At 66.1% G+C, this 13,808-nt stretch carries 13 protein-coding genes; 11 read left to right on the forward strand and 2 right to left on the reverse strand.

Translation table 11 applies throughout. The features are described 5' to 3' along the window. Positions 1 to 152: 152 nt before the first annotated feature. Positions 153 to 623, reverse strand: a complete 471-nt coding sequence (locus CKO40_RS24200; protein ID WP_242476861.1) for a SprT family zinc-dependent metalloprotease — start codon at positions 621 to 623, stop codon at positions 153 to 155. Between the two features lie 472 nt (positions 624 to 1,095). Between CKO40_RS24200 and rimP the strand changes: the two genes are divergently transcribed. From rimP to pnp, 7 genes are all read left to right on the forward strand, one after another. Then, positions 1,096 to 1,581, forward strand: coding sequence for a ribosome maturation factor RimP (gene rimP / locus CKO40_RS06180; protein ID WP_200345321.1), 486 nt, complete (start codon positions 1,096 to 1,098; stop codon positions 1,579 to 1,581). A 65-nt stretch (positions 1,582 to 1,646) separates the two neighbouring features. After that, a complete protein-coding gene (gene nusA, locus CKO40_RS06185; RefSeq protein WP_200345322.1) occupies positions 1,647 to 3,149 on the forward strand; it encodes a transcription termination factor NusA in 1,503 nt (500 codons plus the stop codon). A 15-nt stretch (positions 3,150 to 3,164) separates the two neighbouring features. Next, on the forward strand, positions 3,165 to 5,921 hold the full coding sequence (gene infB / locus CKO40_RS06190) for a translation initiation factor IF-2 (protein ID WP_200345323.1): 2,757 nt from the start codon (positions 3,165 to 3,167) through the stop codon (positions 5,919 to 5,921). After that, on the forward strand, positions 5,918 to 6,370 hold the full coding sequence (rbfA, locus tag CKO40_RS06195) for a 30S ribosome-binding factor RbfA (RefSeq protein WP_200345324.1): 453 nt from the start codon (positions 5,918 to 5,920) through the stop codon (positions 6,368 to 6,370). Before infB ends, rbfA begins: the two co-directional genes overlap by 4 nt. 23 nt (positions 6,371 to 6,393) lie before the next feature. Then, positions 6,394 to 7,311, forward strand: a complete 918-nt coding sequence (truB, locus tag CKO40_RS06200) for a tRNA pseudouridine(55) synthase TruB (RefSeq protein ID WP_200345325.1) — start codon at positions 6,394 to 6,396, stop codon at positions 7,309 to 7,311. 224 nt (positions 7,312 to 7,535) lie between these two features. Next, positions 7,536 to 7,805 (forward strand): 30S ribosomal protein S15, encoded by a 270-nt coding sequence (gene rpsO / locus CKO40_RS06205; RefSeq protein ID WP_200345326.1) that lies wholly within the window; start codon positions 7,536 to 7,538, stop codon positions 7,803 to 7,805. A gap of 149 nt (positions 7,806 to 7,954) precedes the next feature. Continuing rightward, the gene (pnp, locus tag CKO40_RS06210) at positions 7,955 to 10,057 is read left to right on the forward strand and encodes a polyribonucleotide nucleotidyltransferase (RefSeq protein WP_200345327.1); all 2,103 of its coding nucleotides are present in this window, start codon (positions 7,955 to 7,957) and stop codon (positions 10,055 to 10,057) included. Positions 10,058 to 10,322: 265 nt separating this feature from the next. Here the strand turns inward: pnp and CKO40_RS06215 are convergent, their stop codons facing one another. After that, positions 10,323 to 10,712 carry a DUF3775 domain-containing protein gene (locus tag CKO40_RS06215; RefSeq protein ID WP_200345328.1) on the reverse strand — a complete coding sequence of 130 codons (390 nt, stop codon included), beginning with the start codon at positions 10,710 to 10,712 and terminating at the stop codon, positions 10,323 to 10,325. A 303-nt stretch (positions 10,713 to 11,015) separates the two neighbouring features. On the opposite strand from CKO40_RS06215, the gene CKO40_RS06220 reads away from it, so the two are divergent. The 4 genes from CKO40_RS06220 to CKO40_RS06235 are packed head-to-tail and all read left to right on the forward strand — an operon-like array spanning position 11,016 to position 13,794. Further along, positions 11,016 to 11,408 (forward strand): PepSY domain-containing protein, encoded by a 393-nt coding sequence (locus CKO40_RS06220; RefSeq protein ID WP_200345329.1) that lies wholly within the window; start codon positions 11,016 to 11,018, stop codon positions 11,406 to 11,408. Further along, the gene (locus tag CKO40_RS06225) at positions 11,408 to 12,073 is read left to right on the forward strand and encodes a response regulator (protein WP_200345330.1); all 666 of its coding nucleotides are present in this window, start codon (positions 11,408 to 11,410) and stop codon (positions 12,071 to 12,073) included. The genes CKO40_RS06220 and CKO40_RS06225 overlap by 1 nt, the downstream gene beginning before the upstream one ends. A gap of 18 nt (positions 12,074 to 12,091) precedes the next feature. After that, positions 12,092 to 12,316 carry a hypothetical protein gene (locus tag CKO40_RS06230; protein ID WP_200345331.1) on the forward strand — a complete coding sequence of 75 codons (225 nt, stop codon included), beginning with the start codon at positions 12,092 to 12,094 and terminating at the stop codon, positions 12,314 to 12,316. After that, positions 12,313 to 13,794, forward strand: coding sequence for a sensor histidine kinase (locus CKO40_RS06235; protein WP_200345332.1), 1,482 nt, complete (start codon positions 12,313 to 12,315; stop codon positions 13,792 to 13,794). The genes CKO40_RS06230 and CKO40_RS06235 overlap by 4 nt, the downstream gene beginning before the upstream one ends. Positions 13,795 to 13,808: the final 14 nt, after the last annotated feature.

A 13,808-nucleotide genomic window follows, 5' to 3' on the forward strand; every position in this document is an offset into this window, starting at 1 on the left:
TTTGATCGACGCAACCCTCGACTGCCGTCTCGACGGTCAAGGGCAGCGGCAGCGGCTTAGACGTCCTATCAAAATGCCCGGCTAGTCTACACAAACTGCTGATTGGTTAGGCCGTAGAGGGCATTCTGCTAGGGTTTCTAGAGCCAGTGATCCTAGCGATCTCGGCGGCCGCGGCGCAGCGGCTCACCGCAGCGCCGGCAATAGTAGCGCTGGCCCTTGACGATCCGATTGTGCCGGATACTGGTTAGGCAATGCTCGGCACAACTGCAGTGGTAGTCGAAGCGCTGCAGGCGGCGCTGACCGAGGTCGGTCACGTCATAGTTGTGACAGCGGCTTGGCTCCGCTCCGAGCGTCCGCATGATCCTCTGCCACTCAGGGCCGTGGGGGCGGATCATCGGTCCGAAGCGCTCATGCGCGACGACGTGCGCAACCTCATGCGGGACAGTTCGCTCGAGAAAGTCTGCCCCGCCCCGACGGAGGAGCTCGGGGTTGTAGCGGATCAGATAGTCGCCGCGCGAGCGGATACGGACCTGCCCGGCCGTCCGGCCGCGCAGATCGAAGCGGAGTTCGATCCGAAGACCTGTTCCTGCGCTTCCGCGCTGATCGAGTGTTTGCCTAAGCAAGGCATGAGTCCGTGCCCGTGCCGCCGCGATCAGCTGTTCGAGGCCCGCCGGCTGCGGTCTTGGGGGCTGCGCTGGGCATTGCGTCGATGCCGGGGTTGACTTTAGGTCTGCGCTTGGGTTTTGCGTTTCGCTCACGACGGCGTTATCATCCGGAGGCTGAGAGATAGAGAGGTGGAATTGGGCGATGTCCCGCCCAGTGCCCCTGGCGCGATGGCCCCGGTCTCGGGGCTTTTTTATCCGCGATCCGCTGCAGACCCCATGCGAGGCTGCTTTCGGCAGAGTCTCGTTTGGTGCTGCTCCGAACAAGGGGGGCCCTCGGCCCTCTTTTTTGTTTGTGGCTCCTGCGTTTGCGGGGTGGGCTTCGGCTCCGGCCTCGCTGCGGGCGATCGTCGCCAGGTCTACGACCTGTTTGGCGGAGGCAGGCAGGGGGCAGGCATTCCGATGGGATGATAACAGTGGTGCTGGCTCGGTGATGAGACAGGCGAACGATCGACTGACAGCCTTGGTGAGAACGGCGGTCGAGCCCATGGGATACGAGGTGCTCGGTGTCGAGCACGTCTCCGCCGGCAGTGCGCAGGCGGCGCTCCGTGTCTACATCGATCACGGCGATGGCATCACGATCGAGGACTGCGAGACGGTCAGCCGGCAGCTGAGCGGCGTCCTCGACGTGGAGGACCCGATCAGCGGTCAGTACGACCTCGAGGTGTCGTCACCGGGCCTGGATCGGCCGCTGTTTACGCTCGAGCAGATCCTGCGTCATCGTGGCAGTCGTGCACGGGTCCGGCTTGACCGCAAGCTGGAGGGGCGGCGCAACTTCGAGGGCGAGATCCTCGGCGCGAGCGCCGACGGGGCTTGGCTGGAGCTATCACTCGACGGGGCATCGGTGCAGCTGCCGGTGGATCAGATCGAGCGCGCTCACCTCGTGCCAGCGCTCAACTTTTCACAATCCGCTCGCTGACGCACCGGATGGCGGACGGGCCGGGTACGACCGACATCAGGGCCGACATCAGGGGAAGAGAGCCGATGAATAAAGAGATATTGATGGTCGTCGATGCCGTCTCGAACGAGAAGGATGTCCCCAAGGGCATCATCTTCGAGGCGATCGAGGCCGCGCTCGCCTCGGCGACGCGCAAGAAGCACGGTGGTGATATCGAGGTGCGCGTCGCGATCGATCGCACCACCGGCGACTACGAGACCTTCCGTCGCTGGGAGGTGGTCGAGGACCCGGAAGACGGGCCGCTCGAGGCGTCGGAGCGCCAGATCACCTACTCGGCAGCGCAGGCGCTCGATCCTGAGCTGCAGCTCGGTGATCATCTCGAGGAGCAGATCGAGTCGGTCCTGTTCGGCCGCATCGCGGCCCAGACCGCCAAGCAAGTCATCGTGCAGAAGGTGCGCGAGGCCGAGCGCGCGAAGATCGTCGAGCTGTTCAAGAGCCGCGAGGGCGAGCTGGTGACCGGCATCGTCAAGAAGGCGGATCGCGGGACCATTGTGCTCGACCTGGGCAATAACGCAGAGGCCCTGGTGCCGCGCGACCAGGTGATCCCGAAGGAGACCGCGCGTCCGGGCGATCGCCTGCGCGGGCTGCTCTACGAGGTCGCCTCCGAGCCCAAGGGTCCGCAGCTCTTCGTCAGCCGGACCTCGCCGCAACTGTTGATCGAGCTGTTCAAGCTCGAGGTGCCGGAGGTCGGCGAGGGCACGATCGAGATCCTGGGCGCCGCTCGCGATCCGGGCACCCGCGCGAAGATCGCGGTGCGGACCAATGATCCGCGCATTGATCCGGTTGGGGCCTGTGTCGGGATGCGCGGCTCAAGGGTGCAGGCGGTCTCGAACGAGCTCTTCGGTGAGCGGGTCGACATCATCCCTTGGGATGAGAACCCGGCCCAGTTCGTGATCAACGCGATGCTGCCGGCCGACGTGGTCTCCATCGTCATCGACGAGGATGCCCGCAGCATGGACGTCGCGGTCAAGGAGGAGAACCTGTCGCAAGCAATCGGCAAGGGTGGCCAGAACGTCCGGCTGGCCAGCCAGCTCACGGGCTGGGACCTGAACGTGATGAGTGAGGAGGCGGCTGCGGCCAAGAGCGAAGAGGAAGGTCGGCGCCTGATCGAACGGTTCATGACCGATCTCCGGGTGGACGAGAACGTCGCTGCGGTGCTCGCCGAAGAGGGCTTCACGACGGTCGAGGAGGTTGCCTATGTGGCCGAATCGGAGCTGCTCGCGATCGCGGATTTCGACGACGAGCTGGTCGGCCTGCTGAGGCAACGCGCGCTGGATGCGCTGGCTGCGCAAAGCGCCGAGAGCCCGGAGGACCCGAACGCGGTGCCCGGCGAGGATCTGCTCGCAATGCCGATGATGGACGAGGCCCTCGCTCATCGGCTGGCTCGGCGCGGCATCAAGACGATGGCCGACCTAGCCGACCAATCCGTGGACGAGCTCCTGGATATCGAGGGCATGGAGCCGCAACAGGCGGCGAGCCTGATCATGGCCGCCCGCGAGCCCCTATTTGCTGGCTCGGAGAACGACTAGTCATCGGAGGTGCGAATGAGTACTGAAGTCACGGTCAAGCAACTCGCGACGACGGTCGGGATCCCGGTGGAGCGGCTGATTGCCCAGCTCCAGGAAGCGGGCATCTCGGCCCACGCCGAAGATGCCACCATCACCGAGGGCGAAAAGATCCAGCTGCTGCAACATCTGCGGCGCAGTCATGGCAAGAAGGACGAGGCCGCCGACGCACCGGTCGAGGAGGCCAGTGCCCGGCGTCGGCCTGCTGCCGATACGCGGACGCAGCGGCCGTCTCGGCCGACCCCGTCGCGCGGTACGACATCGACCCGCGGCGGCGCGGCGCGCACTGGCAAGTCGGTCAATGTCGAGGTTCGGCGCAAGCGCAGCTTCGGCAAGCGCTCGGCGGAGGCCCCCGCGGCCAGCGCAAAGCCGGCGCCGCGGTCCGAGCCGCCGCCACAGGAGACACGCGTGCGGCGCGCGCCGGTCGATGATCAGCGCAGGCGCGCCGAGCTCGAGGCGCGTCGGGCCGAGGAAGAGGCGCGGCGGCTGGCCGAGCAGGAAGAGCTCGAGGCGCGTCAGCGCGAAGAGGCCCGACGCAAGGCCGAGGAAGAGGCACGCCGCAAGGCCGAGGCCGAGGCGGAGCAGCGCCGGCAGGAACGGGAGGCGGCCGAGAGCAAAGAGATGGCCGCCGAGGCCGAAGAGACGTTGCCGATTGCTGAGTCTGAGGCGCCCGAGGCCATCGAGGAGGAGACCGAGCAGCAGCGAGAGGATCGCAGGCGGGCTTCGAAGAAGCATGCCGAGAAGGAACGGGCTGAGAAAGAACGCGCCGAGAAGGAGCGCGCCGAGAAGGAGCGCAAGGCTGCACGGAAGGAGAAGGAGCCAGGCTGGTCGAAGAAGCGTGCTCCGGTCGAAGCACTCGATGAAGAAGGCGGCGAAGAGGCCGTGATCACCCGTCCATCGGTGCGCCGGCGCAAGAAGCCGAGCAAGCCCCAGCTGCAGGACAAGCACGGCTTCCAGCGTCCGACCGCGCCGGTGGTGCGCGAGGTCGAGGTCCCCGAGACGATCTCGGTCGGCGATCTCGCCGCACGGATGTCGGTCAAGGCCGGTCAGGTCATCAAGGAACTGTTCAAGCAGGGCATGATGGTGACGATCAACCAGACGCTGGATCGCGATACCGCGATGCTGGTCGTCGAGGAGATGGGCCACAAGGCGATCGAGGCCAAGGAGGAGGACGCCGAGGATGCGCTGATGGCCCTGCTCGAGGAGGAGGTCGGCCAGGCCGAGGCGCGGCCGCGGCCGCCGGTCGTGACCATCATGGGCCACGTCGATCACGGCAAGACCTCGCTGCTCGACTACATCCGCCGCGCCAAGGTCGCTGCCGGTGAGGCCGGCGGTATCACCCAGCATATCGGTGCCTATCACGTTGAGACGGACAAGGGCATCATCTCGTTCCTGGATACGCCCGGCCATGCCGCCTTCTCGGCGATGCGCGCCCGTGGTGCCAAGGCGACCGATATCGTGATCCTCGTGGTCGCGGCCGATGACGGCGTGATGCCGCAGACCATCGAGGCGATCCAGCACTCGAAGGCGGCCGGGGTCCCGGTCGTCGTCGCCGTGAACAAGATGGACAAGCCCGATGCGAATCCGGACCGGGTGATGCAAGAGCTGACCCAGCATGAGCTGGTGCCCGAGGAGTGGGGCGGCGACACCATGCTGGTCAAGGTCTCGGCCAAGAGCGGGGACGGCATCGACGACCTGCTCGACGCCGTGCTGCTGCAGGCCGAGGTGCTCGAGCTGACGGCGCCGGTCGACGGGCCTGCGCATGGGACCATCGTTGAGTCGAGCCTGGAGAAGGGCCGCGGCACGGTTGCGACCGTGCTGGTGCAATCGGGTACGCTCCGTGCCGGCGACATGATCGTCAGCGGTGCCGAATATGGTCGGGTCCGGGCGATGTTCAATGAGCTCGGTCGCCAGGTGAAGAGCGCAGGACCGTCGATCCCGGTGCAGGTGCTCGGTCTCTCCGGGTCGCCGAACGCGGGCGACGATGTGATCGCCGTGACCGACGAGAAGCGCGCCCGCGAGGTCGCCGAGCTACGCCGCGAGCGCGATCGCCAGACACGCATGGACGAGCAGCGCGGCGCGAACCTGGATCAGCTCTTCTCGCAGCTCAAGGAGGGCGACCTCAAGAGCGTCAACATCATCCTCAAGGCCGATGTGCAGGGCAGTGTCGAGGCCATCAAAGAGGCCCTGGTCAAGCTCAGCAACGACGAGGTCAAGGTCTCGGTGGTCGCCGCCGGTGTCGGCGGCATCACCGAGTCGGATGCGAACCTGGCCGTGACCTCGAACGCGATCATGCTCGGCTTCAACGTCCGGGCCGACGGCGCAGCGCGGCGGGTGATCGAGGAGCAGGGGCTGGACCTGCGTTACTACTCGGTCATCTACGAGCTGATCGACGACGTCAAGAAGGCGATCTCCGGTCTGCTGAGCCCGATCGTCTCGGAGGAGATCATCGGTCTGGCCGAGGTCCGCGATGTGTTCCGCTCGTCGAAGTTCGGCGCCATCGCCGGCTGCATGGTGGTCGAGGGCGTGATCCGGCGCAACAGCCCGATCCGCGTGCTGCGCAACAACGTCGTGATCTACGAGGGCGCGCTGGAGTCACTGCGCCGCTACAAGGAGGACGTCAGCGAGGTCAAGAACGGAACCGAGTGTGGCATCGGCGTCAAGAACTACAATGACGTCCAGCCAGGGGATCAGATCGAGGTCTTCGAGCGCAAGGAGCGGGCACGGGAGCTATGAGCCGTGCCTCACAACGCGGCTTTGATCGCGGCGAGCGGATCGGGGCGGCCCTGCTGCGAGAGCTGACCCAGCTGTTGCGGCGGGCCAAGGACCCGCGGCTGGGCGATATCACGCTGCACGAGGTCCGGGTCAGTCGGGATCTTGCCCACGCCAAGGTCTACTTCACCTGCTTCCCGGCGGACGAGGACGCTGGCGAGCAGGGGCGCCTGCTCAACGGCGGTTTGTCCGGTTTTCTGCGTCATGAGCTTGCGCGCACCGCCCGGCTGCGGACGGTGCCTCAGCTGCATTTTGTCCATGACGAATCGGTCCGCCGCGGCGAGCGTCTGTCCGCATTGATCGAGTCCGCGGTCGGCCAGGCGGGCGATTCGCACGACACCGAAACAGACACCAATGGCGGCGACGGCCACCGAGCAGACGAGGCAGCCGATGCCTCCAACGCCGGCCGCTGATCCCGCTCTCACTTTGGAACACCATGGGTAGACGACGCAGACGGGGCCGCGAGGTCAACGGCATCCTGCTATTGGACAAGCCGCTCGGGATCTCATCCAATCATGCGCTGCAGCGCGTCAAGCGGCTCTATGACGCGCAAAAGGCCGGTCATACTGGCAGCCTTGACCCGCTTGCAACCGGGCTGCTGCCGCTGTGCCTCGGCTATACGACCAAGTTCTCGGGCTTCCTGCTGGACGCGGACAAGCGTTATCGGGTCCGTGTGCGGCTGGGTGAGACCACTGAAACGGCCGATGCCGAGGGTGAGGTGATCGCGACCGAGCCAATCGGCGACGGGGTCACCGAGGCTGCGGTCAGCGAGGTCATCGCCGGCTTCGTCGGAGAGATCGAGCAGCTTCCACCGATGTATTCGGCGGTCAAGCACGACGGCAAGCGGCTCTATAAGCTTGCCCGTGAGGGCAAAGAGGTCGAGCGCACACCGCGTCAGATCAGCATCTACGGCATCGAGCTGCTCGAATTCAGGCTACCGGATATCGAGCTCTTGGTGCACTGCTCCAAGGGCACCTATGTCCGGACCCTTGCCGAGGACATCGGTAAGCGTCTCGGCTGCGGCGGGCATGTCGCAGCACTGCGCCGCACCGGCGTCGGACCCTATGTCGAAGGTGACACGGCCTTCGTGACCCTGGCCGAGGTCGAGGCGGCCGCCGAGTCGGGAGTCGAGGCGATGGACGCGCTGCTGCTCCCACTGGAGTCGACCCTTGGCCACTGTCCAGCGGTGCGGCTGTCGGCGAATGCCGCCTTCTATCTGAGCCAGGGTCAACCGGTGCTGGTCCCGCAGGCGCCGACCGAAGGGCTGGTGCGCCTCTATGACGTGGGCGATTGTTTCCTCGGGGTTGGGGAGATCCTGGAAGACGGCCGGGTGCAGCCCAAGCGATTGGTCTGAACCGTCACCCGCCGACCGGCTGATCTGGATCTGGCGCGCGGGCAGCTTTGGTTTCAAAGTGATGACCGAGGCCGTAGAATCGCGGCCGTCGCGGCTCGCTCCGAGGCGCCGGCGGTCGCGCAAGCCGCTACAGTTCAATGCCTCGACCCTGAAGTCATTGTTGGGGTTGGGGGCCATCAACAGACGCCGTCTCGAGGCGTCGTGATCGAGTTGGGAGAAGTCCAATGACAATGACCGCAGACGAGAAACGCCAGATTGTCGAAGAGCACGGGCGCGGCCCGAACGACACCGGGTCGCCCGAGGTGCAGGTCGCATTATTGACCGCCCGGATTAAGCAATTGACCGAGCATTTCACCGAGCACAAGCAGGACCATCACTCGCGCCGCGGCTTGGTGCGGATGGTCAATTCACGCCGCAAGCTGCTCGACTATCTCAAGGGCAAGGACCTCGATCGGTATCGGGCCTTGATCCAGAAGCTCGGTCTGCGCCGTTAGATGCACTCCGATCCCGATGGCGGTGCCGGTCGCCGAATGCCGGTGCTGGCCCGCCTCACCCATACGCCTCGGTGCGTGCCCGCTGCGACGGTATTCCCGGCGCGGGTCGCACTCCCCCCGTCGTGGGGACCACCCAGAGGACCGTCCTAGTGACCCCTATCCGCAAGACCTTCCAATATGGCGATCAGACGGTAACGCTCGAAACCGGTGAGATCGCCCGCCAGGCCGACGGCGCCGTCATGGTCAATGTCGATGATACCGTCGTGCTCGTTACCGTGGTCGTCGACAAACGGGCGACCGAGATGAAGGATTTCCTGCCGCTCACGATCGACTATCAGGAGAAGACCTATGCCGCCGGCCGCATCCCCGGCGGCTTTTTTCGTCGTGAGGGACGGCCGAGCGAATCCGAGATCCTGACCGCGCGGCTGATCGACCGACCCGTACGGCCGCTCTTCGCAAAGGGCTTCGGCCGCGAGGTGCAGGTGATTGCCACGGTCAAATCGCTGAACCCTGCCGTCAATCCTGAGATGCCGGCGATGATCGGGGCGTCGGCGGCGCTCTCGATCGCAGGGCTGCCATTCAACGGCCCGATCGGCGCGGCCCGGGTTGGCTATAAGAATGGAGAGTACCTCCTGAATCCCGCAGTCGTCGGACTCAGCCCGGACAGTGACCTCGATCTGATCGTCGCCGGCACCGAGAGTGCGGTGCTGATGGTCGAGTCCGAGGCGCGGGGTCTGCCGGAGGATGTGATGCTCGGTGCAGTGATGTTCGGCCACGAGCAGATGCAGGTCGTGATTCAGACCATCAAGGAGCTCGCCGCTGAGGTCAACAAGACACCGATCCCCTGGGAGCCGCCCGAGGCCGATCCGGAACTGACCGCTGCTGTTGCCGATGCCTGTGCTGATCGGCTCGGTGAGGCCTATCGGATCAAGGAGAAGATGGAGCGCTACGCCGCGCTGGATGCGATCCGCAGTGAGGTCTTCGAGAAGCTCGCGGGCGAGGATTCCCCCTGGCCGCAGCCGAAGGTCTACGGGGCGGTCGAGAAGCTCGAGAAGGAGATCGTGCGCGGCCGTATCCTGGCCGGCGAAGAGCGTATCGACGGCCGAGACACCCAGACCGTGCGCCCGATCTCGGTGCGCACCGGTGTCCTGCCCCGGACTCACGGCTCCGCCCTGTTCACCCGTGGCGAGACCCAGGCGATCGTCGTCACGACGCTTGGCACCGAGCGCGACTCGCAGATCATCGACGCCCTCGAGGGCGAGCGCCGCGAGCCGTTCATGCTGCACTACAACTTCCCGCCGTTCTGCGTCGGCGAGACCGGCCGCGTCGGCAGCCCGAAACGGCGCGAGATCGGCCATGGCCGTCTGGCCAAACGCGGCGTGCTCGCCTCGATGCCGAGCCTCTCCGAGTTCCCGTACTCGATCCGGGTCGTCTCCGAGATCACCGAGTCCAACGGCTCGAGCTCGATGGCGAGTGTCTGCGGCACCAGCCTGTCGTTGATGGATGCCGGTGTGCCGATCAAGGCGCCGGTGGCCGGTGTTGCGATGGGGCTGATCAAGGAGGGAGATCAGTTCGCGGTCCTGACCGACATCATGGGCGACGAGGACCATCTTGGCGATATGGACTTCAAGGTCGCCGGACCGGCCGACGGCGTCAACGCCTTGCAGATGGACATCAAGATCGAGGGCATCACCAAGGAGATCATGGAGACCGCCCTGGCGCAGGCAAAGGACGGCCGGCTGCATATCCTTGGCGAGATGAACAAGGTCATCGATACCCACCGCGCCGAGATGTCCGAGCATGCCCCGAGGATCATTGAGTTCAAGATCCATCCGGAGAAGATCCGCGACGTGATCGGCAAGGGCGGGGCGACCATCCGTGCGCTGACCGAGGAGACCGGCGCGACCATCGACATCAGCGACGACGGCCTGGTCAAGATCTTCTCGGTGCAGAAGAGCGCCGGCGAAGAGGCCAAGAAGCGCATCCGGCTGATCACCGCCGATGTCGAGGTCGGCAAGGTCTACGAGGGCAAGGTCGCGCGCCTGATGGACTTCGGCGCCTTCGTGACCATCCTGCCCGGCCGCGATGGCCTGGTCCATATCAGCCAGATCAGCGACGAGCGCGTCGAGCGGGTCAGCGACAAGCTCAGCGAGGGCGATGTCGTCCGCGTCAAGGTGCTCGAGGTGGACAAGCAGGGCCGGATCAGGCTCAGCATGAAGGCGGTCGGCAGCGAAGACCTGCCAGAGACCTGAAACAGCGCGGATTCTTGGTCGGGCCGCCTGAGGGGGCTCGGCCGAGGGGGCCCCCGGCCGAGCCCCAGCCGAGGGAGCAGGCCAAGTCAGTGCGCGCCCTCAGCAGCCCGGGGTTTGCAATCGGCGAGGCTTGAGCCGCCCCGCGGCTTGGTGGCATTGCCCTTTTCGGCCACATCAACCTTGAATAGGGGGTTGCGGCGCAGCAAGGACCGATCGCCCATGAACGGCGGTCGTCTCCTCTGGCAATGACTGCGCCCGTCCGTCGTTACTCCTCGCAGGACAGCTCAAAGGCGATCATGCCCTCTTCGAGGTGATCCGAGAGCATCGGGTGCGCGAGCACATAGGCGGCCGCGCGGATACTGAAATCGCCCCAGGCCTCGTCGACCGCCTCTTCCCATTCGTCGGCACTGAAGTCGCCGCGTCCGACCCACATCAGCGCGATCAGCTCCGAGCGTTGTCGCTCGGACATCTCGTTGACGATACCCTGGAATTCGGTGACATTGTAGTCGTCGCCGTGGTCGGCCAACACCTGCATCGCCCAGTCATCGGTCGGGCTGGAGGGGACTTCCGGGAAGACCACCTCTTCCTTGGCCTGGAACTCGCGCGCCAGGTCGATCAACGAGCATAGGGTATCCAGCGGGATGTGCAACCGCACCTCGGCCTCCTAGTGCCCCGTGATTCGGGGACTGATTTATCGTCGTCCTCGCAGTGTACTACGCTCCGTTCCGCCGGGTTCCTGACCCGGAACAAGCAGGGCGGAAACGGGTCGACGCGTGGCGATCAGCGTGGTCCAATCATGGTGAAGGTCAGTCTGGTCGTGTGGCTTGGTCGTGTGGCTTGACAGGCTCCGTGCGTAAACTTCTGAGACTCGGCCTTGGATATCGGCCGTTACGCTTCACCGGTCAGGCAAACGCTTGGAGCTTACCCGTGATGCTCGACCGCTACGGTTGTCTCTGGGATGACGCCTGAGATTGGGCAGTGTCATGAATCGCGCGCCGTCGCGGCGCCTGTCCACAGCGGACGCCGTGGCTGCAAGCTGCGGCGGCTTGCGCGGCTGCTGATCGTCCTGCTGCCGATGGCGGCGCAAGCCGATGCGCCCGATGCCGAGCTGGCACGGCGCCTGGTCGAGTCCGGCCGCATCCTGCCGCTCGAGCAATTGCTCGAGCGTGTTCGAGCCATCCGTGCCGGGGTGCTGCTCGAGGCCGAGCTCGAGTACGAATCCGATCACCAGACCTATGTCTACGAGATCGAGCTGCTCGATGACGCCGGCCAGGTCTGGGAGCTCGAGCTCGATGCCGAGACCGGCGAGCTGATCGAGCTGGCCCCGGAGCATTCGCAAGGGTCGCCCTGATGCGTCTGTTGCTGATCGAGGACGATCGCGCGTTGGGCAGCGGCCTGCGTCGCGACCTCACCGCAGCCGGCTTTGCGGTCGATTGGGCGATGGATGGGCTGGAGGGCGGCTTCCTCGGGCAGGATCAGGCCTATGACGCGATCGTGCTCGATCTCGGGCTGCCGAAACGGCCGGGCCTGGAAGTTCTGCGCGAGTGGCGCAGTAACGGGCTGCGCACCCCAGTGCTGATCCTGACCGCGCGCGATGCCTGGCACGAGCGCGTCGACGGCCTCAAGGCCGGTGCTGATGACTACCTTGGGAAGCCCTTCCATCTGCAGGAGTTGCTGGCCCGACTGCAGGCACTGCTGAGGCGGGCCGCCGGGCAAGCCGAGGCGCGTCTGCAGGTGGCCGGCCTGCAGCTCGATGAGGGGCGTCAGCAGGTGGTGCTGCCGGATGGCAGCCGCCTGGAGCTGACCGGCACCGAGTTCAGACTGCTGCGCTACTTCATGCGCCATCCCGATCAGGTCCTCTCGAAGGAGCGCCTGCATGCGCACGTCTACGACCAGCACGCCGAGCACGGTAGCAATCTGATCGAGGTCTATGTACGGCGCCTGCGCGAGAAGATCGGCCGCGAGCGGCTGCGAACGCAGCGTGGTCAGGGCTATGTATTTCCCTCGCAGCCCTAGCCTGCTCGAGAGCGCCAAATGCTTGCGGATCAGCCGAATGTCGTGTGCAGCGCAGCATCAGGGCGCGTCGGTCTGAGGCGCAGCCGCGCTGGCGTCCTGAACCCGGATCGGACGGCGACGGCCGCCGCTGGGGGCGTCGGGCAGCCGTTCATGGCCTCGGTTCAGCGCCCTGTGCCGGATGCCGGCAGCGGTCTCGCGAGGGCGATTGCGACCGCGCTCGAGCGCCGCGAGCGCCGGCGATGAGATCGCTCGAAGCGCGGCTGCATCTGGGCCTGGGCATCAGCCTGACGTTGGTGATCGCTGCTGCATGGTGGCTCGGCCATGCCGCGCTGCACCGCAGCACCGAGGCCTATGTGCTGTCACGACTGCAGCACGATGCCGAGGCCTTGCTCGGCACCCTGTCGCAGGGCGATCCGGCGGCCCCTTCGTCCTCCGGGGCTCGCCCTTCGCCAGATGCGCTCGGGCCCATCTATCGGCAACCGTTCTCCGGCCATTATTACGAGGTCATTGGCGCCGAGGGCTCGCGCCGCCTGTCACGCTCGCTCTGGGACCAGCGCCTGGCCGCCGAGCCGCTGCCGGCGGGCCGCGTGATCGACTGGGAGACCCGCGGTCCGCTCGGCCAGCGCCTTCTGGTGCGCAGCGCCGGCTATCGGATCGGCGAGGCGACGGTGACGATCGCCGTCGCCGAGGATCTGAATCCGCTGTTGGCCGAGCTGCAGGCCTTCGAGCATCTGTTTGCGGTGCTCGCCATCGGCGGGCTCGTGCTCATGCTCTTGGTGCAACGGCTGATCGTGCGGCGGGCGCTGCGCCGACTGCAGCCCATCTACCGCGACATCGAGGCGCTGGAGCGCGGCACCGCCGAGGCCATCACCGAAGCCGTGCCACTCGAGATCCTGCCGCTGGTGCGCAAGTTCAATGCGCTGCTCGCCGTCTACGGCCAGCGCCTGGAGCGCTCGCGCAACGCCGCCGGCAACCTGGCGCACGCGCTCAAGACGCCGCTCAACCTACTGCTGCAGCAGCTCGAGCGCCTCGATGAACCGCCCGACCCGGCGCAGCACCAGCGCTGTATCGAACCGCAGCGCCAGCGTTGCATCGAACAGGTGCAGCGCGTGCAGGCGCTGGTCGAGCGCGAGCTGAAGCGCTCGCGCATCGCCGGCGGTGTCACCCCAGGCTCGACCTTCGATGCCAGCGCCGATCTGCCGGTGCTGATCGAGCTGTTCGAGCGCATGCACGCGGACAAGGGCTTGACCGTCCGTTGCGACAACGCCCTGACGAGACCATTGATGGTCGATCGCGAGGACATGCTCGAGCTGATCGGCAACCTGCTCGACAACGCCTGCAAATGGGCCGACAGCCAGGTGCGCTGCCGGCTCGAGCCCATTGCTCAGACCAGTGCCCAGACCAGTGCCGAGGGCGTCCGCCTCTTGGTCGACGACGATGGACCGGGCTGCAGCGAGGCCGAGCTCGCCGCGATCGGTGCGCGCGGGGTGCGGGTCGACGAGCGCGTCGACGGCCACGGCCTCGGCCTCTCGATCGTGCGCGAGATCCTCGATCTCTACCACGGACGGCTCATGCTCGGGCGCTCGCCCAGCCTCGGCGGCTTTCGTGCCAGCGTTGAGCTGCCGCTCGCGCCGCCTGCCGATTCGGCTGCTATTCCGGCCCATGCGGCATCGGCAATCGCGTCGGCCTCCGCAGCGAAGGCTCGCTCCAGCGCCTCATAGGGCACTGGCGGTTC

It is taken from the genome of Halochromatium glycolicum (genome assembly GCF_016584085.1).
Classification (GTDB): domain Bacteria; phylum Pseudomonadota; class Gammaproteobacteria; order Chromatiales; family Chromatiaceae; genus Lamprobacter; species Lamprobacter glycolicus.

Bases quoted from the DNA above. Each gene is read 5' to 3' on its own strand.
- rimP (WP_200345321.1), top strand. From the start codon at position 1,096: ATGAGACAGGCGAACGATCGACTGACAGCCTTGGTGAGAACGGCGGTC.
- nusA (WP_200345322.1), top strand. From the start codon at position 1,647: ATGAATAAAGAGATATTGATGGTCGTCGATGCCGTCTCGAACGAGAAG.
- infB (WP_200345323.1), top strand. From the start codon at position 3,165: ATGAGTACTGAAGTCACGGTCAAGCAACTCGCGACGACGGTCGGGATC.
- rbfA (WP_200345324.1), top strand. From the start codon at position 5,918: ATGAGCCGTGCCTCACAACGCGGCTTTGATCGCGGCGAGCGGATCGGG.
- truB (WP_200345325.1), top strand. From the start codon at position 6,394: ATGGGTAGACGACGCAGACGGGGCCGCGAGGTCAACGGCATCCTGCTA.
- rpsO (WP_200345326.1), top strand. From the start codon at position 7,536: ATGACAATGACCGCAGACGAGAAACGCCAGATTGTCGAAGAGCACGGG.
- CKO40_RS06220 (WP_200345329.1), top strand. From the start codon at position 11,016: ATGACGCCTGAGATTGGGCAGTGTCATGAATCGCGCGCCGTCGCGGCG.
- CKO40_RS06225 (WP_200345330.1), top strand. From the start codon at position 11,408: ATGCGTCTGTTGCTGATCGAGGACGATCGCGCGTTGGGCAGCGGCCTG.
- CKO40_RS06230 (WP_200345331.1), top strand. From the start codon at position 12,092: ATGCTTGCGGATCAGCCGAATGTCGTGTGCAGCGCAGCATCAGGGCGC.
- CKO40_RS06235 (WP_200345332.1), top strand. From the start codon at position 12,313: ATGAGATCGCTCGAAGCGCGGCTGCATCTGGGCCTGGGCATCAGCCTG.